The 26,934-nt window shown below is 73.4% G+C and carries 4 protein-coding genes; 1 reads left to right on the top strand and 3 read right to left on the bottom strand.

The genetic code is table 11. The features are described 5' to 3' along the window. The first annotated feature begins 16 nt into the window (after positions 1–16). Complete coding sequence (locus ACWD3H_RS43620) at positions 17–23,794, top strand: type I polyketide synthase (protein ID WP_451959202.1); 23,778 nt, start codon at positions 17–19, stop codon at positions 23,792–23,794. Between the two features lie 169 nt (positions 23,795–23,963). Here the strand turns inward: ACWD3H_RS43620 and ACWD3H_RS43625 are convergent, their stop codons facing one another. The 3 genes from ACWD3H_RS43625 to ACWD3H_RS43635 all read right to left on the bottom strand — a co-directional run bounded on the left by ACWD3H_RS43625 (position 23,964) and on the right by ACWD3H_RS43635 (position 26,797). Then, complete coding sequence (locus ACWD3H_RS43625) at positions 23,964–24,158, bottom strand: ferredoxin (RefSeq protein ID WP_326638669.1); 195 nt, start codon at positions 24,156–24,158, stop codon at positions 23,964–23,966. 61 nt (positions 24,159–24,219) lie between these two features. Further along, positions 24,220–25,401, bottom strand: a complete 1,182-nt coding sequence (locus ACWD3H_RS43630) for a cytochrome P450 (protein WP_355568773.1) — start codon at positions 25,399–25,401, stop codon at positions 24,220–24,222. Between the two features lie 34 nt (positions 25,402–25,435). Then, positions 25,436–26,797 (bottom strand): glycosyltransferase, encoded by a 1,362-nt coding sequence (locus ACWD3H_RS43635; protein WP_451959203.1) that lies wholly within the window; start codon positions 26,795–26,797, stop codon positions 25,436–25,438. Positions 26,798–26,934: the final 137 nt, after the last annotated feature.

Raw genomic sequence — 26,934 nt, forward strand, 5'->3', positions numbered from 1 at the left:
CTCGGGTGAGCCGGCCGTGGCCCCGGTCCGGCTCGACCTGGCGGCGCTGCGGGCGCATGGCGAGGTGCCGCATCTGCTGCGCGGGCTGGTGCGGGACCTGCGCCGGTCGGCGGCGTCGATGGCCGCGGCCGGTGGCGGCACACTGGTCCGGCGGCTGGCCGGCCTGGAACGCGCCGACCGTGTCCGGGTCCTGGTGGACCTGGTGCGGGCCGAGGTGGCGCTGGTGCTGGGGCACGCCTCGCCGAAGACCGTGGACGTCCGGCGGGAGTTCCGCGAGCTGGGCTTCGATTCGCTGACCGCGGTGGAACTGCGCAACCGGCTGAACGCGGCGACGGGGTTGCGCCTGCCGGCCACGCTGGTGTTCGACCATCCCACGCCCACCGTACTGGCGGAGTTCCTGCTGGACGAGGTGCTGGGCGAGCAGGACGACGCGGCCGTTCCGGCCACGATCGCGCCGGCCGCCGACGACCCGATCGTGATCGTCGGGATGAGCTGCCGTTACCCGGGTGGCGTCGCCTCACCGGAGGACCTGTGGCGGCTGGTGGTCGAGGGCCGTGACGCGATCACGGGATTTCCGGTCAATCGTGGCTGGGACCTGGACGCGCTCTACCATCCGGACGCCGACCACGCGGGCAGCTCGTACACCAGACAGGGCGGTTTCCTGCACGACGCGGCGGAGTTCGACGCGGACTTCTTCGGGATGAGCCCGCGGGAGGCCCTGGCGACGGACACGCAGCAGCGACTTCTGCTGGAGACCTCGTGGGAAGCCGTCGAGCGGGCCGGAATCGACCCGGTCACGCTCCGGGGCAGCCGGACGGGCGTGTTCGCCGGGGTGATGTACACCGACTACAGCGGGATGCTGGGCGCGGGCGAGTTCGAGGGCTACCGGGGCACCGGGACCGCCGCGAGCGTCGTCTCCGGCCGGGTGTCCTACACCCTGGGCCTGGAGGGCCCGGCCGTGACGGTCGACACGGCCTGCTCGTCCTCGCTGGTCGCGGTGCATCTGGCGGCACAGGCGCTGGTCTCGGGGGAATGCACGCTCGCGCTGGCCGGCGGTGTGACCGTGATGGCCACACCCGGACCGTTCGTGGAGTTCTCCCGGCAGCGGGGGCTGTCCGCGGACGGGCGGTGCAAGTCGTTCGCGGACGGCGCGGACGGTGTGAGCTGGGCCGAGGGCGTCGGGGTGCTGGTGCTGGAGCGCCTGTCGGACGCCCGGCGCAACGGTCACGACGTGCTGGCGGTGCTGCGGGGCTCGGCGATCAACCAGGACGGTGCGTCCAACGGGCTGACCGCGCCGAACGGCCCCTCCCAGCGGAGGGTGATCCGCCAGGCGCTGGCCGGAGCGGGTCTGTCCCCGGCCGAGGTGGACGTGGTGGAGGGGCACGGGACCGGGACCACCCTGGGTGATCCGATCGAGGCGCAGGCGCTGCTGGCCGCCTACGGCCAGGACCGGCCCAAGGACCGCCCGCTGCTGCTCGGGTCGATCAAGTCGAACATCGGCCACACGCAGGCGGCGGCGGGTGTCGCGGGCGTGATCAAGATGATCATGGGCATGCGGCACGGCATCGTGCCCAAGACCCTGCACGTCGACGCGCCGTCCTCGCACGTGGACTGGACCGCGGGCGCGGTGGAGCTGCTGACCGAGGCGCGGGAGTGGCCGGAGACGGGCCACCCGCGCCGGGCCGCCGTGTCGTCGTTCGGCTTCAGCGGCACCAACGCTCACCTCATCATCGAACAGGACACCGTCGAGCGGGCTCCGTCGGCCGACAGGCCGCCGATGGCGGGCCTGCCGCTGCCGCTGCCGATCTCGGGCAGGACCGAGCAGGCGGTGCGGGAGCAGGCCGCGCGGCTGCTGTCCCACCTGGAGGGCCGTCCCGAGACGAGGCCGGCCGACGTCGCGTTCTCGCTGGTGACCACCCGTTCCCCCTTCGAGCACCGGGCCGCCGTGCTGGCCGAGGACCATGCCGGAGCGCTGGCCGGGTTGCGCGCGCTGGCCGGCGGCCGGGCCGCGCCGGGAGTCGTACGCGGCCAGGCCGGGTACGACCAGAAGCCGGCGTTCCTGTTCACCGGCCAGGGTGCTCAGCGCGTGGGCATGGGCCTGGAGACCTACGAGCGGTTCCCGGTGTTCGCCGAGGCCCTTGAAGGCGTGCTCGCGGCGCTGGCCCCCCAGATGGCCTCCTACCTGGACCGTCCGCTGCGGGAGGCACTGTTCTTCGACGCAGAGCTGCTCGACCGTACGGTGTACACGCAGCCGGCGCTGTTCGCCCTGGAGGTCGCGCTGTACCGGCTGGTGGAGTCGTGGGGCGTGCGCCCGGCCGCGCTGGCGGGGCACTCGATCGGGGAGCTCACCGCGGCGCACGTCGCCGGGGTGCTGACGCTGGAGGACGCCTGCGCGCTGGTGGCCGCGCGGGGCCGGTTGATGCAGGCGCTCCCGGCCGGCGGTGCGATGGTGGCGATCCAGGCCGGCGAGGAGGAGATCCTGGAGTCGCTGGCCGGGCGCGAGGGCGAGGTGTCCGTCGCGGCGGTCAACGGCCCGGCATCGGTGGTGATCGCCGGGGTCGAGGCCGCGGTGCTGGAGGTCGCCGCCGGGTGGGCCGCCCGGGAGCGCAGGACCAAGCGGCTGCGGGTGTCGCACGCGTTCCACTCTCCGCTGATGGAGCCGATGCTCGCGGAGTTCCAGGCGATCGCCGAGACGGTGTCCTACGCACCCCCGCAGATCCCGGTGATCTCCAACGTGACCGGTGGGTTCGCCACGGACGAACTGTGCTCACCGGCCTACTGGGTGCGGCACGTGCGGGAGACGGTCCGGTTCTGCGACGGCGTGCGGGAGCTGCACGGGGCGGGTGTGACCGCGTTCCTGGAGATCGGGCCGGACGGCGTGCTGACCGCGATGGCCCAGGACGCCCTTCCCGCGGAGGCGGATGCGCTGCTGCTGCCCGTGCTGCGCGGCGACCGCGACGAGAGCGCCGCCCTCATGACCGCGCTGGCCGAGCTGCATGTGAACGGCGTACGCGTCGACTGGCCGACCCTGCTCCGCGGGGCCCGCCGGGTGGACCTGCCGACGTACGCGTTCCAGCACGAGTCGTTCTGGCCGGAACCGCCGTCGGCCGTGAACGACGCGGTCGCCGATCCGGCGGACGCGCGGCTCTGGGACGCGGTCGGGCGCGGCGACGCCGGGGACGTGGCCGCGATCCTTGGCCTGCGCGACGAGCACTCCTCCTCGCTGGACACCCTGCTCCCGGCCCTGTCGTCGTGGCGACGGAGCCGGAGCGAGGCGTCGGCGCTCGACTCCTGGCGCTACCGGGTGGAGTGGAAGCCCCGCCGTACGCCACCTCTCACCATGCTGGAGGGCACCTGGCTGGTGGTGACCGCCGACGGGATCCCGGACGGCGACGTGGTCGCCGCGCTGGACGGTCACGGGGCGCGAGTGGAGCGGCTCGTGCTGGAGGGGACGGACGCCGACCGTACGTCGCTCGCGGCCCGGCTCCGGGAGATGGACGAGATCTCCGGTGTGGTGTCGATGCTCGCACTGACGGAGGCGCCCGTCGCGGACGGCGGAGCGGTACCGAGCGGTCTCGTGCTCACGGTCGCGCTCCTGCGGGCGCTCGGCGACGCGGAGATCGACGCGCCGCTGTGGTGCGTCACCCGTGGCGCGGTGTCCGCGGCTCCCGGCGACCGGGTGACACATCCGGTCCAGGCGCAGGTATGGGGTATGGGCCGGGTCGCCGCCCTGGAGCATTCGAAGCGGTGGGGCGGCCTGGTCGACCTGCCCGAGGTCGTCGACGGGCGTGCCGCCCAGGGGCTGGCGAGCGTGCTGGCGGGCCTGGACGGCGAGGACCAGGTGGCGGTCCGGGCGTCGGGCGTGTTCGGCCGGCGGCTGTGGCGTCACCCGGCCGCGCCCGACCCGGTCGGCGGCGGTACCGCGTTGAGTTCCGGCGGGACGGTGCTGATCACCGGCGGGACCGGCGCCCTGGGCGCGGCCACCGCGCGGTGGCTGGTACGCGGCGGCGTCACGCACCTGGCGCTGACCAGCCGGCGCGGCATGGACGCCCCCGGGGCGGCGGAGCTGCGCGACGAGCTGCTCGCGCTGGGGGCCGAGGTGAGCGTCGTCGCCTGCGACGTGGCCGATCGCGACGCGCTGGCCGCCGTGCTGGCCACGATCCCGGCCGAGCACCCGCTCACCGGGGTCGTCCACGCGGCCGGGGTGGGGGAGGCCGTCGCGCCCCTTGAGCAGGCGGACGCCGCCACCCTCGCCGAGGTGATGACGGCGAAGGTGGCCGGCGCCGCCAACCTGGACGGCCTGCTCGGAGATCGCGAGCTCGACTTCTTCGTGCTGTTCTCCTCGATCGCCGGGGTGTGGGGCAGCGCGGGGCAGGGCGCCTACGCGGCGGCCAACGCCTACCTCGACGCGCTGGCCGAGCACCGGCGTGCGCGCGGTCTCGCCACGACGTCGGTGGCCTGGGGCGCGTGGGCCGAAGCCGGCATGGCCGCGACCGAGAACATGGCCGACTACCTGCTCAGGCGCGGGCTGGCCTTCCTGCCGCCCGATCTCGCCATCGGCGAGCTGAGCCGGGCGGTCGGCGGCCGGGACGCGGTGGTGACGGTCGCCGACGTCGACTGGGACCGGTTCTATCCGATCTTCACCTCGACCCGGCCCAGCCACCTGTTCGGCGAGCTCGCGGAGGTCAGGGCACAGCACGAGAGCGAGAACGGGGCAGGGGCCTCCGGCGACCCGGAATTCGTCGCGCGGCTGCGGCACCTGACCGAGAAGGAGCAGCGGCGCAGGCTGCTGGATCTGGTGCGCGCCGAGGTGGCGGCCGTGCTGCGGCACGCCTCAGCCGAGGCGGTCTCCGAGCGGCGTGCCTTCCGCGAGCTGGGTTTCGACTCGCTGACCGCGGTGGAGCTGAGAAAGCGGCTGGTCGCGGTGACCGGCCTGGCGTTGCCGAGCACGCTGGTGTTCGATCACCCGAACCCGGCCGCACTGGTGGAGTTCCTGCGGTCGCAGGTCGTGGGCTCGGCGGGCGAGGTGGGCGCGGTGGGCGCGGACGCCGGAGCTCCGGTCGCCGCCCACGCCGACGAACCGATCGCGATCATCGGGATGGCCTGCCGGTTCCCCGGCGGCGTCGGCTCTCCCGAACAGCTGTGGGAACTGGTGACCGACGGGGTCGACGCGATCTCCGGATTCCCCGCCGACCGGGGCTGGGACGCGGAGGGGCTCTACGACCCCGACCCCGATCACTCCGGCACGACGTACTCGGTCGAAGGGGGGTTCCTCCACGACGCCGGCGACTTCGACCCCGGGTTCTTCGGGATCTCACCGCGCGAGGCGCTGACCATGGACCCGCAGCAGCGGCTGCTGCTGGAGACCGCGTGGGAGGCCATCGAGCGGGCCGGGATCGATCCCTTCGCGCTGCGCGGCCACTCGACCGGCACGTTCATCGGCTCCAGCTACCAGGAGTACGGTTCGGACGCCGCCGACGCCGAGGGGCACCAGGTCACCGGCACCATCCCGAGCGTGCTGTCCGGCCGGGTGTCGTACGTACTCGGCCTGGAAGGGCCCGCGGTCACGGTCGACACGGCCTGCTCGTCGTCGCTGGTGGCGCTGCACCTGGCCTGCCAGTCGCTGCGTAACGGCGAGAGCTCGCTCGCCCTGGCGGGCGGCGTGACGGTGATGACCACCCCGGCCGCCTTCGTGGCGTTCAGCCGCCAGCGGGCCCTGGCCGCCGACGGCCGGTGCAAGGCGTTCTCCGACGCGGCCGACGGGATGAGCCTGGCGGAAGGGGTCGGCCTGCTCCTGGTGGAGCGGCTGTCCGACGCGCGGCGCAACGGCCACCCGATCCTTGCGGTGGTGCGCGGTTCGGCGGTGAACCAGGACGGCGCGTCCAACGGGCTGACCGCGCCCAACGGTCCCTCCCAGCAGCGGGTGATCCGGAAGGCCCTGGTAGGCGCGCGGCTGTCCCCGGCCGAGGTGGACGCGATCGACGCGCACGGCACGGGTACGGGCCTGGGCGACCCCATCGAGGTCCAAGCCCTCCTCGCCACGTACGGGCAGGGCCGGGAGCGCCCGCTCCTGCTCGGGTCGGTCAAGTCGAACATCGGCCACACACAGTCCGCGGCGGGCGTGGCCAGCGTGATCAAGATGGTCATGGCGATGCGGCACGGGGTGCTGCCCAAGACGTTGCACGTGGGCACGCCGTCGTCCCACGTGGACTGGATGGCGGGCGCGGTCGAGCCGCTGACCGAGGCCATGCCGTGGCCGGAGACCGGACGGCCGCGCCGGGCCGCGGTGTCCTCCTTCGGGATCAGCGGCACGAACGCCCACGCGATCCTCGAACAGGCGCCGGATGCGGAGGAACCGGCCGGCGACGTCGTGCTCGCAGGTCCCAGCGCCGATGCCGCCGCTTCCGATCGTGATCACGTTCCCGGTGCGGTGCCGTGGGTGGTGTCGGGCCGGACGGTGGAGGCGCTGCGCGCACAGGCGCGGCGGCTGGCCTCGCACGTGGCCGACCTCGGTGAGCCCGATCCGGCCGTCGTGGGCTTCTCGCTGGTGACGTCGAGGTCGGCGTTCGAGCACCGCGCGATCGTGGTGGGCGGTGACCGCGACGCGCTCTCCGCCGCGGTGCGGGCGGTGGCCGCGGGCGAGTCCGCGCCGGGCGCGACCCAGGGAGTGGCGGACGTCGAGGGCAAGACGGTCTTCGTGTTCCCGGGGCAGGGCGCGCAGTGGGCCGGTATGGGCGCCCTGCTGCTGGAGCAGTCCCCCGTGTTCGCCGAGCGTATCGCCGAGTGCGGCCTGGCCTTGAGCCGGCATGTCGACTGGTCGCTGATCGACGTGCTGCGCCAGGTGGAGGGCGCGCCGTCGCTGGACCGGGTGGATGTCGTGCAGCCGGTGTCGTTCGCGGTGATGGTCTCGCTGGCGGCGATGTGGCGTGCTCACGGGGTGGAGCCCGACGCGGTGATCGGGCACTCCCAGGGTGAGATCGCCGCCGCCTGCGTGGCGGGCGCGCTGTCTCTGGACGACGCCGCGCAGGTGGTGGCGGTGCGCAGCCAGGCCATCGCACGGCGGCTGGCCGGCGCCGGAGGGATGATGTCGGTCTCGCTCCCGGTGCCGGACATCGAGGAGAGGCTGCGCCCCTGGGGTGAGCGGATCTCGATCGCGGCGGTCAACGGGCCGCGTTCGGTCGTGGTGTGCGGCGACCCCGACGCGCTCGATGAGCTGTCGCGGCGGTTGACCGAGGAGGGCGTGCGGGCCCGGCGGGTCGCGGTCGACTACGCGTCGCACTCGGCCCATGTCGAGCGGCTCCAGGAGGAGCTGCCGCAGGCCCTGTCGGCGATCCGGCCGCAGCGGGCCGAGGTGCCGTTCCTGTCCACGGTGACCGAGGACTGGCTGGACGGCACGGAGCTGGACGCGGACTACTGGTACCGCAACCTACGGCGGGCCGTCCGGTTCGAACCCGCGGTGCGGTGCCTGCTGGCCGCTGGGTACCGGGCGTTCATCGAGGTCAGCCCGCACCCGGTGCTGACAGGTGCGATCCAGGAGACGGCCGAGGAGGCGGGTGGGACCACGGCGGGCACGGTGGTCGCCGGGACTCTGCGCCGCGACCAGGGCGGCGCGGAGCGCTTCCTGACCTCCCTGGCGGAGGTGTTCGTGCGCGGCGTGCCGATCGACTGGCGAGCGGCCTTCGACGGCACGGGCGCCCGCCGGGTGGAGCTGCCGACGTACGCCTTCCAGCGGGAGCGGTTCTGGATACGGCGCGCCGAGGCGCGGACGACCGGCGCGGCGGACCCGGCGGACGAGCGGTTCTGGGCGGCGGTGGAGCAGGAGGACCTCGACTCGCTGGCTTCGGGACTGGACGTGGGCACGGGGGCACTGGCCGCGGTGGTACCCGCGCTGTCCTCTTGGCGTCGCCGGCAACGGGCCCGGTCCACCGTGGACTCCTGGCGCTACCGCGTCGCGTGGCGGCCGATGACCGGCCTCGCCGCCACCCCCCTGTCGGGCACGTGGCTGCTCGTCACCACAGAGGGCCTCACGGGCGATGACGTCGCCGACGCGCTGACCGCGCACGGCGCGCGGGTCCGCAGGGTCGTGCTCGACGAGTCGTGCACAGACCGCGTTCTGCTGGCGCGCGTGCTGACCGGCGTGCCGGCCGGGGCATCGGGCACCGGGGTGGACGCCTCGCTCGACGAGGGGGAGCACGTCTCCGGCGTGGTGTCCCTGCTGGCCCTGGCCGAACAGCCCACCGATCGATACCCGGAGCTGGCCACCGGTCTGGCGCTGACCGTCGCGCTCGTTCAGGCCCTGGGCGACGCGGACATCGACGCGCCGCTGTGGTGCCTCACCCGTGGTGCGGTCTCCACCGGCCGGTCGGATCCGGTGACCAACCCCGTCCAGGCGCAGGTCCACGGCGTGGGCTGGACGGCCGCGCTGGAGCACCCGCGGCGGTGGGGCGGCCTGGTCGATCTGCCCGGGACGCTCGACCAGCGCGCGGCGCGGCGCCTGGCGAGCGTCCTCGCGGGCGGCAGCGGCGAGGACCAGCTCGCGATCCGGCCCTCCGGCCTGTTCACCCGACGGGTGGTGCCGGCGCCCGTATCGGCAGTGGACCGGGAGCCGGCGCGCAGGTGGACGCCGCGCGGGACCACCCTGGTGACCGGCGGCACCGGAACGCTCGCCCCGCACCTGGCCCGCTGGCTCGCCGCCGAGGGGGCCGAGCAGGTGGTGCTGACCAGCCGCCGTGGCATGGACGCTCCCGGCGCGGCCGAGCTGCTGGCCGAGCTGGCCGAGCTCGGCACGACCGCCACGATGGCGGCGTGTGACGTGTCCGATCGCGACTCCGTCGCCGGCCTGCTCGCGCGGTTGCGGGCGGAGGGCCACGTCGTCCGTACGGTGGTGCACGCCGCCGCCTCCATCGAGCTGCACACCCTGCAGGACACCACCATCGAGGCGTTCGCCGAGGTGGTGCGGGCCAAGGTCGTCGGCGCCCGGCACCTGGACGAGCTGCTGGACACGGACGAGCTCGACGCCTTCGTGCTGTTCTCCTCGACGGCGGGGATGTGGGGCAGCGGGCGGCACGCGGCGTACGTGGCGGGCAACGCCTTCCTCGGCGCGCTGGCGGAGAACCGGCGTGCCCGGGGGCTGCCGGCCACGTCGATCTCCTGGGGCATCTGGTCGGACGACCGCGATCTCGGGCGGGTCGACCCCGAGCAGATCCGGCGCAGCGGGCTCGTGTTCATGGAGCCGGACCTGGCGCTCGAAGGGTTCCGGCAGGCGCTGGCCGGCGAGGAGACCGCGCCGGCGATCGCCGACATCGACTGGGAGCGGTACTTCCCGGTCTTCACCTCCGTGCGGCCGAGCCGGTTGTTCAGCGAGGTGCCCGCCGTACGGCGGCTGGCCGAAATCGCCGAGCGGCCGGCCGTCGCGGCGAGCGATGGGGAATTCGTCACCCGGCTGCGCGGGCTGCCGGCGTCCGAGCGGGACCGCCTGCTGCTGGAGCTGGTGCGCGCCCAGGCGGCGACCGCGCTGGGCCACTCCTCAGCCGACGCCGTCGCCGAGCGGCAGGCGTTCCGCGACATGGGCTTCGACTCGGTGACCGCGGTCGATCTGCGCAACCGGCTGGCCAGTGCGACGGGCCTGACACTGCCCAGCACGCTGGTGTTCGACCACCCGAACCTGGAGGCGCTGGCGGAGTTCCTGCGCGCCGAGATCGCCGGGACGCAGGCCGGATCGGCGGCCGTGGCCGGCCCGGTGCGGGCCGCCTCGGACGAGCCGATCGCGATCATCGGGATGGCCTGCCGCTACCCGGGCGGGGTCCGGTCGCCGGAGCAGCTGTGGCAGATCGTGCTCGACGGCGTCGACGCCATCTCCGAGTTCCCCGGGGACCGTGGCTGGGACGTCGAGGGACTTTACCACCCCGATCCGGAGCGTACCGGCAAGACGTACTCGACCCAGGGCGGCTTCCTCCACGACGCGACGGAGTTCGACGCCGACTTCTTCGGGATCTCGCCGCGTGAGGCGCTGGCGATGGATCCGCAGCATCGGCTGGTGCTGGAGACGGCGTGGGAGACCGTCGAACGGGCCGGGATCGCCCCCTCGGCGCTGCGTGGCAGCCTGACCGGCACCTTCATCGGTTCCAGCTACGCGGACTACAGCGCGGCGATGACCGGGCAGGGGGAGGGCCTGGAAGGTCACCTGGTCACCGGCACCGTGCCGAGCGTGCTGTCCGGCCGGGTGTCGTACCTGTTCGGGCTGGAGGGCCCGGCCGTCACGCTGGACACGGCGTGCTCGTCATCGCTGGTGGCGCTGCACATGGCCTGCCGGTCGCTGCGTGACGGCGAGAGCTCACTGGCACTGGCCGGTGGGGTGACCGTGATGTCCACCCCCGATGCCTTCATCGGGTTCAGCCGGCAGCGGGCCATGGCCCCCGACGGCCGGTGCAAGGCGTACTCCGACTCGGCGGACGGGATGTGCCTGGCCGAGGGCGTCGGCCTGCTGCTGGTGGAGCGGCTGTCCGACGCCGAGCGCAACGGGCACCCGATTCTCGCGGTCATCCGCGGGTCGGCGATCAACCAGGACGGCGCCTCCAACGGGCTCACCGCGCCCAACGGCCCGTCGCAGCAGCGGGTGATCACGCAGGCGCTGGCCAACGCCGGGGTGTCGCCGGCGGAGGTCGACGTCGTCGAGGGCCACGGAACAGGGACGGCGCTGGGCGACCCGATCGAGGCGCACGCGCTGCTCGCGACCTACGGCCAGGACCGGGACGCGGACCGTCCGCTGCTGCTGGGGTCGGTCAAGTCCAATATCGGGCACACCCAGATGGCGTCCGGTGTGGCCGGTGTGATCAAGATGGTCATGGCGATGCGGCACGGCCTGCTGCCCAGGACGCTGCACGTGGACGAGCCGTCGTCGCACGTGGACTGGTCCAGCGGTGCCATCGAACTGCTCACCGAGCCGAGGGAGTGGGTGCGCGCCGGGCACCCGCGCCGGGCCGCGGTGTCGTCGTTCGGACTCAGCGGCACCAACGCCCACGCGGTGCTCGAAGAGGCGCCGCCCGCCGCCGCCCGGGTCCGGGAGGCCGAGCCCGTCGTCGTTCCCGTGCTGGTGTCGGGCAAGAACGAGCAGGCCCTGCGCTACCAGGCGGGGCGGCTGCTGTCCCTGCTGGAGGAGTCGCCCGGTCTGCACCCCACAGACGTCGCCTTCTCCCTGGCGACCTCGCGGTCGCACCTTGACCAACGCGCGGTGCTGGTCGGACGGGAGCGCCAGGAGATCATCGACGGGTTGCGGGCGCTGGCCGAAGAGCCGCTGGACGGTGCCGTCGCTCCGGGGGCCGTCGTCCACGGCACCGCCGTCCGCGGTTCCCTGGCCTTCATGTTCACCGGCCAGGGCGGCCAGCGCGCGGAAATGGGCCGCGAGCTGTACGGTCGCTTCCCGGCGTTCGCGGACGCGCTCGACGAGGTGCTGTCCCACCTGGACGCGGATCTGGATCGCCCGCTGCGCGAGGTGCTGTTCGCCTCGGCGGGTACGGCGGAGGCCGCCCTGCTGGACGAGACCGGCTACACCCAGCCGGCGCTGTTCGCCTTCGAGGTGGCCCTGTTCCGGCTGCTCGAATCGTGGGGCATCAGGCCCGACTACCTCACGGGCCACTCGGTGGGGGAGATCGCCGCGGCGCACGTCGCCGGAGTGCTGTCGCTGCCGGACGCGTGCACCCTGGTGGCGGCCCGCGCCCGCCTGATGCAGGCGCTGCCCGCCGGTGGGGCGATGGTCGCGCTGGAGGCCCGCGAGGAGGAGGTGCTCCCGCTGCTGGCCGGGCACGAGCATCAGGTCTCGATCGCGGCGGTCAACGGCCCGGAGTCGCTGGTCGTCGCCGGCGAGGAGGAGGCCGTCCTGAAGATCGCGGCGCGGCTCGCCGCCGAAGGACGCAGGACCAGGCGGCTCCAGGTCTCCCACGCGTTCCACTCCCCGCGGATGGAGGCCATGCTCGACGACTTCGGCCGGGTCGCGCGAGGCCTGTCGTACGCGCCCCCGGAGATCCCGGTCGTCTCGAACGTGACGGGCGAGGCGGCGACCGCGGAGCAGCTCTGCTCCCCCGAATACTGGGTGGCGCACATCCGCCGGCCGGTCCGCTTCGCGGACGGCGTGCGGTGGCTGGCCGAGCAGGGCGTCGGCACCTTCCTCGAACTCGGCCCCGACGCCGTTCTCACGGCCCTCGCCGCCGACTGCCTCACCGACCGGCCCGGCGCGCATCCGATCCCGGTGTCGCGCCGGGATCGTGCCGAGGAGCAGGCCATCACCACCGCGGTGGCCCGGCTGCACGTCCATGGCTTCGCCGTGGACTGGCGAGGGTTCTTCGCCGGCACCGGCGCCGAGACGGTCGACCTGCCGACCTACACCTTCCAGCGCCGGCGGTTCTGGCCGGACACCGCGGCGGCCGCCGCACTCGCGCCCGGTGGCACGGCGGACGCCGGCTTCTGGGACGCCGTCGAGCGCGGCGACGTGGCGGCGCTGTCGGAGGGGCTGGACGTCGACGGTGACGCGCTGGAGGCGTTGCTCCCGGCGCTGTCCTCGTGGCGCCGCGACCGCCGGGAGCGCTCCGCCGTGGACGGCTGGCGGTATCGGACCGTCTGGAAGCCGCTGTCCTCCTCGACGGCCACGCCCTCCACGAGGGTACGGGGCCGGTTGCTCGTGGTGGTCCCGGTGCGGCCGGTGGGTGAGGAGTGGGTGACCTCGCTGGCGGGCGCGCTGGGCGCGGAGACCGACTGGATCGAGGTCGGTGAGCCGGACCGGGCGGCACTGGCCGCGCGCCTGCGGGAGCTGTGTTCCGACGGCTCCAGGCCCGCCGCGGTCGTGTCGCTGCTGGCACTGGACGAGCACGACCTCGCCGGGTATCCAGGGGTTCCGGCCGGTCTCGCGCTGACGGTCGCGCTGGCGCAGGCGCTCGGTGACGCCGGGGCCGACGCACCCCTGTGGTGCGTGACCCGTGGCGCGGTGTCGGTGGGGCGTTCGGAACAGGTGTCCAGGCCGGTGCAGGCCGCTGTGTGGGGTCTCGGCCGGGCCGCGGCGCTGGAGCAGCCGAGGCTGTGGGGCGGGCTGGTGGATCTGCCGGAGACCCTCGACCCGGTCACCGTCTCCCGCCTGGTCGGCGTGCTGTCCGATGCTCAGGGGCACGGCGTGCAGGGCGAGGACCAGCTCGCCGTACGTCGCTCCGGGGTGTTCGGCCGACGCCTGGTGCGCGCTCCGCTCGGCGAGAAGCCCGCCGAGCGGGAGGCCGCCCCGCTGGGCGCCGCGCGGATCGCCGCGGGCACCGTGCTGATCACGGGAGGCACGGGAGGACTGGGGGCCCGCCTCGCGCGCTGGGCGGCCGGCGCCGGTGCCGCGCATGTCCTGCTGGTCGGCCGCCGCGGGCCGGACGCTCCGGGCGCGACCGAACTGCGGGACGAGCTGGCCGGCCTCGGCGCCCAGGTCAGCGTCGTGGCCTGCGACGTCGCCGATCGCGACGCCCTGGCCGCCGTGCTGGCTCAGATCCCGCGGGAACGGCCGCTGACCGCGGTCTTCCACGCGGCGGGAGTGGTCGACGACGGGGTGCTGGACGGAATGACGCCGGAGCACCTCTCCTCGGTCCTGCGGGCGAAGGCCGTCGCCGCGCTCAACCTGCACGAACTGACCGAGCGGCTGGACCTGCCGGCGTTCGTGCTGTTCTCGTCCACGGCCGCGACCTTCGGCGCCGCGGGCCAGGCCAACTACGCGGCCGCCAACGCCGTGCTCGACGCGCTGGCGGAGCACCGGCGTGGGCTGGGCCTCCCGGCGACGTCGATCGCCTGGGGGCCGTGGGCCGGGGCCGGCATGGCGGCGGACGGCGCCGTGGTGGAGAGCAGGATGCGCCGGGTCGGCCTGGAGATGATGCCTCCGGACCTGGCGATCCGCGCGTTGCGGCAGGCGATCGAGCACGAGGACACGACGCTGACCGTCGTCGACGTCGACTGGCCTCGCTTCGTCGCCGCCTTCGCCGCGATCCGGCGCTATCCGCTGGTGAGCGACCTGCCTGAGGTGACCGCGGCCGCCGGGGCGACGGAGGGCGGGACGGATGGGGCCGTCACGACGGAGCGGGCGTTCCGGCGGTGGCTGGCCGACCTGCCCGTCGCCGAGCGGAGCCGGGCCGTACTGGACCTGCTGCGCGGCCGGGTGGCCGCGGTACTCGGCCACGCCGAGGTGGACGGCGTCGCGCCGGACCGCCCGTTCAAGGATCTGGGGTTCGACTCGCTGACCACCGTCGAACTGCGCAACGCGCTGGCGGCGACGACGGGGCTGATCCTGCCCGCGACGCTGGTGTACGACTATCCCACCCCCAGCGCGCTGGCGGATTTCCTGCTGGCCGAACTGCTCGGCTCGATGCCGCACGAGGAGTCGTGGTCCGGGGCGCAGGCCGTGACGGCACGCGCCGCCGACGACGACCCCATCGTGATCGTCGGCATGAGCTGCCGGTTCCCCGGTGGGGTGAGCTCCCCCGAGGAGCTGTGGCGGCTGCTGATGGACGGGGGAGAGGGCATCTCCTCGTTCCCCGACGATCGGGGATGGGACCTGGAGGCGCTCGTCGGAGGGATGTCGGCCACGAGCGTCGGCGGCTTCCTGCGGGACGCGACCGAGTTCGACGCCGAGTTCTTCGGCATCTCACCGCGTGAGGCGCTGGCGATGGACCCGCAGCAGCGCCTGGTGCTCGAAGCCGCCTGGGAGGCGCTGGAGCGGGCCGGCATCGATCCCCTCGACCTGCGGGGCAGCGACGGCGGCGTCTTCGTGGGCACCAACGGCCAGGACTACGTCGGCCTGCTCAAGAGTTCCGGCGCGGACGTGCAGGGGCACGTGGCCACCGGCACCACGGCGAGCGTCATGTCAGGACGGCTGTCCTACACGCTGGGGCTGGAGGGGCCCGCGATCACCGTCGACACCGCGTGCTCGTCCTCCCTGGTCGCCCTCCACTGGGCCGCGCAGGCCCTGCGCGGCGGCGAGTGCTCGCTGGCGCTGGTGGGCGGCGTCTCGGTGATGTCGAGCCCGGACTCGTTCGTCGAGTTCAGCGTCCAGGGTGGTCTGGCCCCCGACGGGCGGTGCAAGGCGTTCTCCGACTCGGCTGACGGCACCGGCTGGTCGGAAGGCGTCGGCGTGCTCGTGCTGACACGCCTGTCGGACGCGCGGCGGGGCGGTCATCCGATCCTCGCCGTGGTACGCGGGTCGGCGGTGAACCAGGACGGCGCGTCGAACGGGTTGACCGCGCCGAACGGCCCGTCGCAGCAGCGGGTGATCCGGCAGGCACTGGCCGCGGCGGGGCTGTCCCCGGCCGAGGTCGACGCGGCCGAGGCGCACGGCACCGGCACGGCGCTGGGCGACCCGATCGAGGCGCAGGCCCTGCTGGCGACATACGGCCAGGAGCGGGATCACCCGCTCCTGCTGGGGTCGATCAAGTCCAATCTCGGCCACACGCAGGCGGCGGCGGGTGTCGCCGGTGTGATCAAGATGGTGCTGGCCATGCGGCACGGCATGCTGCCCAGGACGTTGCACGCCGAGGTGCCGGCGTCGCACGTGGACTGGTCGTCCGGGGCCGTCGAGCTGCTGACCGAGCCGCAGCGGTGGACGCGGAAGGGGCGACCGCTGCGGGCCGGCGTCTCCGCCTTCGGGATCAGCGGCACCAACGCCCACGTCATCCTGGAGCAGGCACCCCTGGACGAGCTGTCCCCCGAGCCGCCCGGCGAGCGGAGGGTTCCCGCGGTCGTGCCGTGGGTCGTCTCCGGCCGGACCCGGGAGGCGCTGCGGGCCCAGCTCGATCAGGTACCGGCCGCCGACCGCGACCTCGATCCGGTGGACGTCGGCTACTCGCTGGCGAGCCGGTCGATGTTCCGGCACCGCGCGGTGCTGCTGGCCACCGCCGACGGAGTGTCGGAGATCGCGCGTGGCGAGGCCACCGCCGTCGCGGGCAGGTCGGCGATGCTGTTCGCCGGGCAGGGCTCCCAGCGCCCCGGCATGGGCCGGGAGTTGTACGCCAGGTTCCCGGTGTTCGCGCAGGCACTGGACGCGGTGCTCGCGCAGCTCGACGTCGAGCTGGACCGCCCGCTGCGGACGATCCTGTTCGCCGAGGCGGGCTCGCCCGAGGCCGAGCGGCTTGACCAGACCCAGTGGACGCAGCCCGCGCTGTTCGCGATCGAGGTGGCTCTGTTCCGCCTGGCGGAGTCGTGGGGGCTGCGCCCGGACCTGGTGGCCGGGCACTCGATCGGCGAGATCGCCGCGGCGCACGTCGCCGGTGTGCTGACACTGGCGGACGCGTGCACCCTGGTCGCCGCCAGGGGGCGCCTGATGCAGGTGCTACCGGCCGGGGGCGCGATGGTCTCCGTACAGGCCACCGAGGACGAGGTTCTCCCGATGCTCGCCGGACGCGAGCACGAGGTGTCGATCGCCGCGGTCAACGGACCGTCGGCGGTGGTGATCGCCGGGGTGGAGGGGCCGGTCACCGAGCTCGCCGCCCACCTCGCGGCCGAGGGCCGCAAGACCAGCCGGCTGGCCGTCAGCCACGCGTTCCATTCGCCGTTGATGGACCCCATGCTGGAGGAGTTCCGCCGGGCCGTACGAGGGCTCGGGTTCTCACCGCCGGCCATCCCGCTCGTCTCCGGCCTGACCGGTGAGCCGGTCGCCGTCGAGCGGCTCTGCGCACCCGACTACTGGGTCGACCACGCTCGGCAGGCGGTCCGCTTCGCCGACTGCGTGCGCACCCTGCGCGGTTCCGGCGTGAGCACGTTCGTCGAGCTCGGCCCGGACGGCGTGCTGTCCGCGCTGACCCAGCACTGCCTGGCGGCCGACGGTACCGAGGCCGGCACCCTGGTCGTGCCGATGCTGCGTAAGGACCGCGGCGAGGAGGCGTCGGCCGTGGACGCGCTGGCCCGGCTGCACGTCCACGGGCTGCCGGTGGACTGGCGGTCCCTCTTCACCGGATGCGGCGCGCGGCGCGTCGACCTGCCCACGTACGCCTTCCAGCGCCGGAGGTACTGGCCCGAGGCCGTCGCCCCGGTCGTCGCCCCGGCGGGGGACCCGGTGGACGCCGAGTTCTGGGCCGCGATCGAGCGTGCGGACCTGACGTCCGTGGCGGCCACGCTGGATCTGGAGGCGGACTCGCTGTCAACGGTGCTGCCCGCGCTGTCATCCTGGCGCCGCTCGCGCCGCGAGCACACCCTCGTGGACTCCTGGAGCTACCGGGTGGCCTGGAAGCCCCTGGCCGCCGTGCCGTCCGCTGTCCCATCCGGGAAGTGGCTGGTGGCCGTCCCGGCCGGCCGGTCCGAGGAGGGGGAGTGGGCGGAGGCGCTCGATGCCGTGGGTGCCGCCCTGGCGGGCCCCGATGCCCTGATGCGTCTCGACGTCACGCACACCGGTCGCGCGAGGCTGGCCGCACAGCTCGTCGAACTGCTCGGCGGCCCGGACGCCGACGGCCGGGCGCCGGTGGGTGTGATCTCCCTGCTGGCGCTCGCCGGGACGGGCGGTGACGGCCTGCCCGAGGTGGCGTTGACGGCCGCGCTGGTGCGGGCGCTGGGCGACGCGGGTGTCGACGCGCCGCTGTGGTGCGTCACCCGAGGCGCGGTGTCGGTGGGCCGATCCGACTCGCCACCGAGCCCGGGTCAGGCCGCGGTCTGGGGCCTCGGCCGGGTGGCGGCGCTGGAGCACCCCCGGCGCTGGGGAGGCATGATCGACCTGCCCGAACTGCTCGACCGGCGGGCCGTCGCCCGGTTCGCCGGCGTGCTGGCCGACGGCCCGGACGGCGAGAGCGAGGTCGCCGTGCGCGCCTCCGGAGTGTTCGGCCGCCGGCTCGTCCCGGCCCCGGCCGGGGACGCCGACCGGTCGTGGCGGCCTCGTGGCACGGTGCTGGTCGCCGGGGACACGGGAGTCTCCGGCGGGCGCATCGCCCGCTGGCTGGCCGACGCGGGCGCCGGCCGAGTCGTGCTGGCCGGGCGCCCCGCCCCGCAGGAGCCCGCCGAGGTGGATCCCCGGGTGACGATCAGGCACTGCGACCTGGTGGATCGGGAGGCCGTGGCCGCCCTGCTGGCGGAGTTCCCGCCGGACGCGGTCATCTACGCCGAGGAACCGGCCGAGGCCGCTCCCCTGGAGGAGACCGAGCCGGCGGACATGGCCGCGACCGCCGCGGCCTACGCCGCCGGGGCGGTGCACCTGGACTCCCTGCTGAAAGACCGGGAGTTGGATGCGTTCGTTCTGTTCTGCTCGCTTTCCGGCGTCTGGGGCGTCGCCGGCCGAGGGGGCGCCGCCGCCGCGGAGGCGGTCCGGGACGCACTGATCGAAGCGCGCCGCGCCCGAGGCGTGGTGGGGACCGCCGTGTCCTGGTCGGCATGGGCGGACAGCGGCGTGACCACGGACAGGGGAATGGACCTGCACCTGCGGGCGAACGGGCTGCCCGCCCTGGCGCCTGCGCTCGCGCTCAGCGCGCTGGGCCGGGTCGTCGCGAACGGCGAGAGCGCGGTGACGGTCGCCGACGTGGCGTGGGACCGGTTCGCCCCGGCCTTCCTCGCGGTGCGGCCGACCCCGCTGCTGGACGAGCTGCCCCAGGCCCGGCAGGCGATCGAGGCGGCGGGCGGCGGCGCCCACGACGGTGAGCCCACCGTGGCGGCCGCGCTCCGGGACCGCCTTCTCGGGCTGCCGGCGGCCGAGCGCACGGGCCTCGTCCTCGACCTGGTGGTGGCCAGGGCCGCCTCGGTCCTCGGGCACGCGGACGGCGCCGCGATCGAGGCCGATCGGGCCTTCCGGGACTTCGGGTTCGACTCTCTCACCGCGGTCGACCTGCGTAACCAGCTCAACGCCGCGACCGGGCTGACCCTGCCGGCCACGCTCGTCTTCGACCACCCGACACCGGTGGAACTCGCCGGACATCTGGCGGCCCAGGTGCTCGGCGAGGAGAGCCTCGGCGAGGAGAGCCGAGCGCCCCTGCCGGCCGCGCCCTCGGACGACCCGATCGTCATCGTCGGCATGAGCTGCCGGTACCCGGGCGGCGTCCGCTCGCCGGAGGACCTGTGGCGGCTGGTCACCGGCGAGGTGGACGCGGTCGGCGCGTTCCCCGCCGACCGGGGCTGGGACCTGGACGCGCTGTCCGGTGGGGACGCCGACGGGCGTGGCCGCAGCACGGCGGCCGGAGGCGGTTTCCTCTACGACGCCGCCGACTTCGATCCGGGTTTCTTCGGCATCTCGCCCCGTGAGGCGATGGTGATGGACCCGCAGCAGCGGCTGGTGCTCGAAGCCGCCTGGGAGGCGTTCGAACGGGCGGGCATCGACCCCGCCGGCCTGCGGGGCGGCGATGTGGGCGTCTACGTCGGCGCCACCGGTGGTGACTACCAGCCACCCCGCGATCATCACGGTCACGCGCAGACGGCCCAGGCGGCCAGCGTGATCTCCGGCCGGCTGTCCTACACCTTCGGCCTGGTGGGGCCCGCGGTGACCGCGGACACCGCCTGCTCCTCGTCGCTGGTGGCGTTGCACCTGGCCGCCCAGGCGCTGCGGGCCGGGGAGTGCTCGCTGGCTCTCGCCGGTGGGGTCGCCGTGATGTCCACCCCGGTGGGCTTCGTCGAGTTCGGCGAGATGGGGGCGCTGTCCCCGGACGGCCGGTGCAAGGCGTTCTCCGACGCCGCCGACGGCACGGGCTGGGCGGAGGGCGTCGGCATGCTCGTCGTCGAACGGCTGTCGGATGCCCGGCGCAACGGCCATCACGTGCTGGCGATCCTGCGCGGTTCGGCCGTCAACCAGGACGGCGCGTCCAACGGATTCACCGCGCCGAGCGGCCCGTCACAGCGGAAGGTGATCCACCGCGCCCTGGCCGGTGCCGGGCTGACCCCGTCCGACGTGGACGTGGTGGAGGCGCACGGCACGGGCACCAGGCTGGGCGACCCGATCGAGGCGCAGGCCCTGCTGGAGACCTACGGTCAGAACCGTGAGCGACCGCTGCTGCTCGGGTCGATCAAGTCCAACATCGGGCACACGCAGGCGGCGGCCGGAGTCGCCGGACTGATCAAGATGGTCATGGCCATCAGGCACGGGGTGGCGCCGAGGACGCTGCACCTGGACGCGCCGTCGTCGCACGTGAACTGGTCGGCGGGCGCGGTGGAGCTGCTGGCCGAGGCCAGGCCGTGGCCTGATGCCGGACGCCCGCGCCGGGCCGGGATCTCGTCCTTCGGAGCCACCGGCACGAACTCACACGTGATCATCGAGGAGGCGCCTTTCACCGGGCCGTCAGGGGCCGATACGGGGCTCCGCGGGATGCCCGTCGCAGCGGTTCCCGGACTCCTGCCGGTCCCGCTGTCGGCCAAGACTCCGGCCGCGGTGCGGGCACAGGCGCTACGCCTGCTCGATCACCTCGTCGAGCACCCCGAGCTCGGCCTGGCCGATCTCGGGTACTCCCTGGCCACCACCCGGTCGAGCTTCCGGCAGCGGCTCGTCGTCCTGGCCGGCAGCCGTGCGGAGCTGGTGGACGGCCTGATGGCGGCGGCGGACGGAAACCCGGCTCCCCACGTGCTCGACGGCCGGATCGGGCGAGCGGGCAAGACGGCGTTCCTGTTCACCGGCCAGGGCAGCCAGCGGGCGGAGATGGGCCGCGAGCTCTACGACCGGTTCCCGGTCTTCGCCGACGCGCTCGACGCCGTACTGGCGCATCTGGACGCCAGGCTGGACCGCCCGCTGCGGGAGATCCTGTTCGCCCCGGCGGGCACACCCGAGGCCGGGCTGCTCGATGGGACCGGATGGACCCAGCCGGCACTGTTCGCGGTCGAGGTGGCCCTGTTCCGCCTGCTGGAGTCCTGGGATCTCACCCCTGACGTGCTGATCGGGCACTCGGTCGGCGAGTTGGCCGCGGCGCACGTCGCGGGCGTGCTGTCACTGGAGGACGCCTGCGCGCTGGTGGCGGCCAGGGGTGCGCTCATGCAGCGGCTTCCGGCCGGCGGTGCGATGGTCGCCGTCCAGGCCGGCGAGGAGGAGGTGCTGCGGGCGCTGGCCGGGCACGAGCACCGGGTCTCCGTCGCCGCGGTCAACGGCCCGGAGTCCGTGGTGATAGCCGGGGCGGAGCGGGAGGTGCTCGACGTGGCGGGCGCGCTGGCGGAGAGCGGGCGCCGGACGAGGCGGCTGCGGGTCTCGCACGCGTTCCACTCGCCGCTGATGGAGCCGATGCTGGCGGACTTCCGGGCGGTCGCCGAAGGCGTCTCCTACTCCGTGCCGCGAATCCCGATGATCTCGAACGTGACCGGCGATCTCGTCACGGCCGAGCTGTGCTCCCCGGACTACTGGGTGGCGCACGTACGGAGCGCCGTACGGTTCGCCGACGGGATCCGGGCGGCGCACGAGGCAGGGGTGACCCGCTACATCGAGATCGGCCCGGACGGGACCCTGACCGCGATGGCCCGCGACACCATCCCCGCGGAGGCCGAGGCGGAACTGGTCCCCCTGCTGCGCAGGGACCGCGACGAGCACCGGGCCCTCGTCACCGCACTCGCCCGGCTGCACGTACACGGGATGAGTCCCGCCTGGACCTCGGTCTTCGCCGGTACCGGCGCCCGGCCGGTGGACCTGCCGACGTACGCGTTCCAGCACGAGCGGTTCTGGCCCGACGCGGGCCGCCCGGATCGGACCCGCGCGGCGGACACGGGCGGCGCGGCGGACCCGGTGGACGCCGAATTCTGGGCGGCCGTCGAGGAGGAGGACGCCAAGGCGCTGGCGTCGCGGCTCGACGTGGACGGTGACGCGCTGACCAAGGTGCTGCCGGCGCTGTCGTCGTGGCGCCGGGAGCGGCGCCGGCGGTCCACCATGGACGCCTGGCGGTACCGGATCGTCTGGAAGCCCCTCACCGGTGACGGCGCGGTCACCCCCGGGGCCTCGCAGGCCGGCCCCTGGCTGGTGGTGCTCCCCGAGGAACTGTGCACGGACACCTGGACGGGCTCGGTGATCGACGCGCTCGGTGCCGACGTGGTCCGCATGGAGGTGGCCGACCTCGCCGCCGTACCCCGGGACCGGGCCGCGCTGGCCGAGTGGCTGGGCGCGCACGCCGGCACCCGGCCGTTCGCCGGAGTGGTCTCGTTCCTGGCGTTGCGGGAGTCCGTGGACATCGGGGACACCGGGCTTCCCGGCGGGCTCGCCCTGACCACCCTGCTGATCCAGGCGCTGGGCGAGGCCGGCGTCGACGCGCCGCTGTGGTGCCTCACCCGAGGTGCGGTCGCGGCCGATCCCGGCGACGTCCTGCGCGATCCGGCGCAGGCCGCCATCTGGGGGCTCGGCCGGGTCGCCGCGCTGGAGCACCCGCAGCGGTGGGGCGGCCTGATCGACCTGCCGGAGGGTTTCGATCGGGGAGCGGCGCGGCGGCTGGCGAGCGTGCTGGCCGGGTTGGACGGCGAGGACCAGATCGCCATCCGGGCCTCCGGCACGTACGCCCGGAGACTGGTGCGGGACCCCGCCGGCCAGGCCGACGGACCCGGCGAGTGGACGCCGTCCGGAACCGTACTGATCACCGGCGGCACCGGCGCGCTCGGTGGACATCTGGCCCGCTGGCTGGCCCGGCATGGTGCGGAGCACCTGGTGCTGGTCAGCCGACGGGGGATGGAGGCCCCCGGCGCCGCCGAGTTGCGCGACGAGGTGGCGGGGCTGGGCGCCCAGGTGACCGTCGCGGCCTGCGACGCGGCCGACCCGGACGCACTGGCCGCCGTGCTGGCCGGCATCCCGGCCGAGTTCCCGCTGACCGGTGTGGTGCACGCCGCGGGCGTGGTCGACGACGGCGTGGTGGACGGCTTGACCCGGGAGCGGTTCGAGACGGTGTTCCGCGCCAAGGTGGCACCGGCGGTCGTGCTGGACGAGCTGACGCGAGAGCTGGATCTGCCGGTGTTCGTGCTGTTCTCGTCCGCGGCGGGCACGCTCGGCAGCCCCGGCCAGGGCAATTACGCCGCCGCCAACGCGGTGTTGGACAGCCTGGCCGAGCGGCGGCGCGAGCGCGGGCTGGCGGCCACGGCGGTGGCGTGGGGTGCCTGGGCCGGCGGCGGTATGGCGGAGGTGGCCGCGGCGCAGGAGGCGTCCCGGCGCATGGGCGTGCGCCCGATGGACCCCGAGCTGGCGGTCTCCGCGTTGAGCGGCCTCGTCGCCGGAGGCGAACCGGTCGCCGTGGTCGCCGACATCGAGCACGAGCGGTTCGTCCGCTCCTACACGGCGGGCCGGCCCAGCCGGCTGCTGAGTGAGCTGCCGGGATACCGTGAGCTGGTCGAGTCGGCAGGCTCGGCGCAGGAGGCCGCGCAGTCGGCGTCCGCCCTGCGGGACAGGCTGGCCGGCCTTACCGGCTCCGAACGGCTTGGCGTGCTGCTCGACCTGCTGCGCGGCCAGATCGCCATGGTTCTCGGGCACTCCGATCGCGAGGCGATCGGCGCCGATCAGGCGTTCCGGGACCTCGGGTTCGACTCCCTCAGCGCGATCGAGCTGCGTAACCGGCTCACGGCCTCGACGGGGCTGAAACTGCCCTCCACGCTCATCTTCGACTACCCGACTCCGGAGGCCCTCGCCGGCCACGTGATCGCGCAGCTCCTGCCGGAGACGGGCGCGGCCTCGGGCGTCGACGAGGAGGAGGCACGGGTCCGGGCGATGTTCGCGTCGCTGTCCATGGCCAGGCTGCGGGAGATCGGCGTGCTGGACGCGCTGCTGCACCTGACCGGTGACCCGGAGGCGTCCACCGATGACGAGGCCGATGACGTGCTCGACTCGATGGGGCTCGACGAGCTGGTGCGGGCGGCCCTCGACGGCGGAGCTCAATGAGCCGAGAGCCGTCCCGCCGTCATGGTCCCGCTCGTGGGCGCGGGACCATGACGGCGGGACCCGAGGTAGTGGGACGGTCCGGAACGCCAATTGACCCGGTCGGGTGTGCGTCCACCCGGCCGGGTCAGGTTCGTGCAGTCAGATCGCGGTCACCTGTTCGGTATGGTCCTCAGCTTTCGGCCAGCGAGATGGACCTGGACGGGCAGGCCACGACGGCCTCTCGCATAACGGCCTGAGCCGAATCGTCCAGGTCTTCGACCAGAACGATGACGGTTCCCTCGTCGCTCTGGTCGAAGACCTCCGGCGCGATGAGCACGCACTGGCCGGCACCGATGCAGCGCTGGGCGTTCACATTGACACGCATGACATTCCTCATTTTTGAGAGACCGGGTCTGACAGGTGACCGGCCGGGACCTGCCGCTCCGTCACCAACGGACCGGGAGCGCATGCAGCCCGAACAGCACACCGGTGTACTTGAACGGCAGGTCCTCGACCGCGATATCGAGCTGAAGGGTCGGAATCCGCTGGAACAGGGACGCGAAGACGGTCTCCATCTCGATCCTGACGAGGTTCTGCCCGAGACACTGGTGCACGCCGTACCCGAACGCGACGTGGTGGCGGGCCGAACGGCTCGGATCGAACTCGTCGGCCCGCTCGAACGTGGCATGGTCGTGGTTCGCCGCGGCGCCGAGCGGCACGATGCCCTCGCCGGCCTTGATCACGTGCCCGCCGATCTCGATGTCCTCGACGGCCACGCGGAGCGCCACCCGGTCAGCGACGGACAGGTAGCGCAGCACCTCTTCCACCACCCCCGGCGCGCCGATCCACTGCCGGTTCAGCAGCAGCATGACCACGCCGAGCGCGATGTTGTTCGCCGTTGTCTCGTGCCCGGCGATCAGCAGCAGCAGGGCGACGCCGGAGATCTCCTTGGGAGTCAGCACCCCGGCGGACAACAGCCGGCTGGTCAGGTCCCTGCCGGGGAACCGCTGCTTCATGGTGATCAGCTTGGAGATGTACAGCAGCAGGTCCTTGGTCGCGTCCTCGCGTTCATCGTCGGTCGACGTGAAGGTCACCAGGATGCGCGTCCTCGACTCGAAAAGCTCGCGGTCCGTACGCGGCACGCCGAGCAGCTCACAGATGATCAGCGACGGCACCGGCAGCGCGAACGCGGACACCAGCTCGGCGGTGGTGCCGGCGTTGAGCATGGCGTCGATGCAGGTGTCGACGATTCGCTGGATGGCCGGGCGAAGCTCGGCGATCCGCCGTACCGTGAACTCAGGGATCAGAGCCTTGCGGAAGCGGGTGTGCTCCGGTGGGTCGTACGCGACGAACCAGCCGGGAATCTGGTCGGGCGGCGGCACCGTCCCGTTGCGCCCGATCGTCGGAAAGCCCTCGTGTAAGGGGCTGGCACTGATCCGGGGATCGGTGAGCACAGTGCGCACGTCATCATGCCGAGTGACCAGCCACACGGTGCTGCCGTTGGGCAGCGCCGACTTGACCAGCCCCGACTGCGCCCGGAGTGAGGCGTACTCGTCCGGGGGGGAGAGCTGCCCGCGCCGCCGCCTCGGGAACTCGATGGATATCGGATCGCCACTGTGCGTTTCCATGCTGTCGCCACGTCCTTCGGCAGTACCTGTCAGATCATTTCAGCGCCGGGTTGCCCAGGATCAGGTCGGCGGCCGCTCGGGTGCCTCCCGCCTCACGCTGCACTTTGGCGAAGAATTCGGCGCGCTCACGGAAGGCGGGGTTGTGCAGCAGTTGGGTGATCTTGTCGACCACATCATCGGCGTCGATGGTCTGCGGATCGTCCACCGTGAGGCTGACTCCGCTGTCCACGCCGCGCACCGCCTGGTCATAGCAGTCGACCCACAGTGGCCGGATGATCTGCGGCTTGCCGAAATACAGGCCCTCGTGGAACGCGTTGGCGCCGCCGTGGTTGAAGAAGAGCTTGACGTTGGGATGAGCCAGCACATCGAGCTGGGAGGGAACCCAGCTCTCGATCCTGAGGTTCGGTGGCAGCTCGTCCCTGGGCGGTAGCAGGTGTTGCTGCTCGGCCGGGAGCTTCCACAGCACGGTATGCCTGCCGTCCAACCGGCGGGCGACCTCCACCAGCGCGTGTACCTCGTGGCGGGTCAGCCGGGTGATGGTGCCGAGTCCGATGTAGACCACGGAGGGGTTGGCGTCGAGCCAACGGGACAGGTCGCCGTCGTCCGGCGCCTCCGGCAACGGCGGGATGATGGCGCCGAGCATGTGGAACCTGTCCGGAAGGGGGAACGGGTACTCCAGCCCGAAGACCGAATAGCACAGGACGGCATCGGCACAGTCGATTTTCGACGACGGGCGGAGCGCCTCCCGTGGGAGCTGGAGCATCCTCGCGTACGAGGCGCTTTTGAGCGCGAGCCTCAGCATCGTCGGATGCAGGAACATCAGCCCGGCCCGGAGCTTGAACACGGTGTTGTGGACCCGCTGCTGGAACGACATGTTCAAGGGCAGCCCGGTGTGCAGCATGGGGAATCCGCGCGGTGTCCTGGTGATAAGCAGGTTGCTCGGCAGGAAAGGCGAGCTGAGGACGAATGGGATCTTCCTCTTGAGCGCTATTATGAGCGCGAGAGGGTTCACGCTGTCGAAGACCATGAGGGCCGGCTTGAGCTCTTCGGCCAGGGCGTCGAGCGCCAGATACTTCTTCTCCCCACTGCTCGGGTCGAACCCGCGCCGCACCACCGCGTGGTGTGCCTTCCAACGGGACCGCTGGGTGGCCAGCCGGTACATCTCGTCGTCCCAGTCGGCGGGGGAGTGCCTTGGATCGGTCTCGCCGAGCGAGGCGAACCGCACGCCGCTTCCCTCGCCGATCTTCTCGATGTCGGCCCTGCAGGATTCATCCGTCGCGAACCACAGATCCTCCGTACCACGCCTGGCCAGTTCGGCGGCGATCACGCACAGGGGATTGAAGACACCGGCCCCTGGATTGCTCACGAACAGCAGTGGCTTGCGGCTCTCGCCCATCACACACACCTCCATCGCGGGAGCCGGACTGCCGAACAGCCAGTGACACGCAGGCGTCTGCTCCGGCGCGGATCCGTCGTCGCCGTGCACGTCTTTCGTGTCCTGACGTCGGCGTGCCCGCACGGTATCGCGGCGAC

The organism is Streptosporangium sp. NPDC002607 (assembly GCF_053592655.1).

Coding starts and splice junctions, on each gene's coding strand:
- ACWD3H_RS43625 (WP_326638669.1), bottom strand. CDS start 24,158: ATGCGTGTCAATGTGAACGCCCAGCGCTGCATCGGTGCCGGCCAGTGC.
- ACWD3H_RS43630 (WP_355568773.1), bottom strand. CDS start 25,401: ATGGAAACGCACAGTGGCGATCCGATATCCATCGAGTTCCCGAGGCGG.
- ACWD3H_RS43635 (WP_451959203.1), bottom strand. CDS start 26,797: ATGGGCGAGAGCCGCAAGCCACTGCTGTTCGTGAGCAATCCAGGGGCC.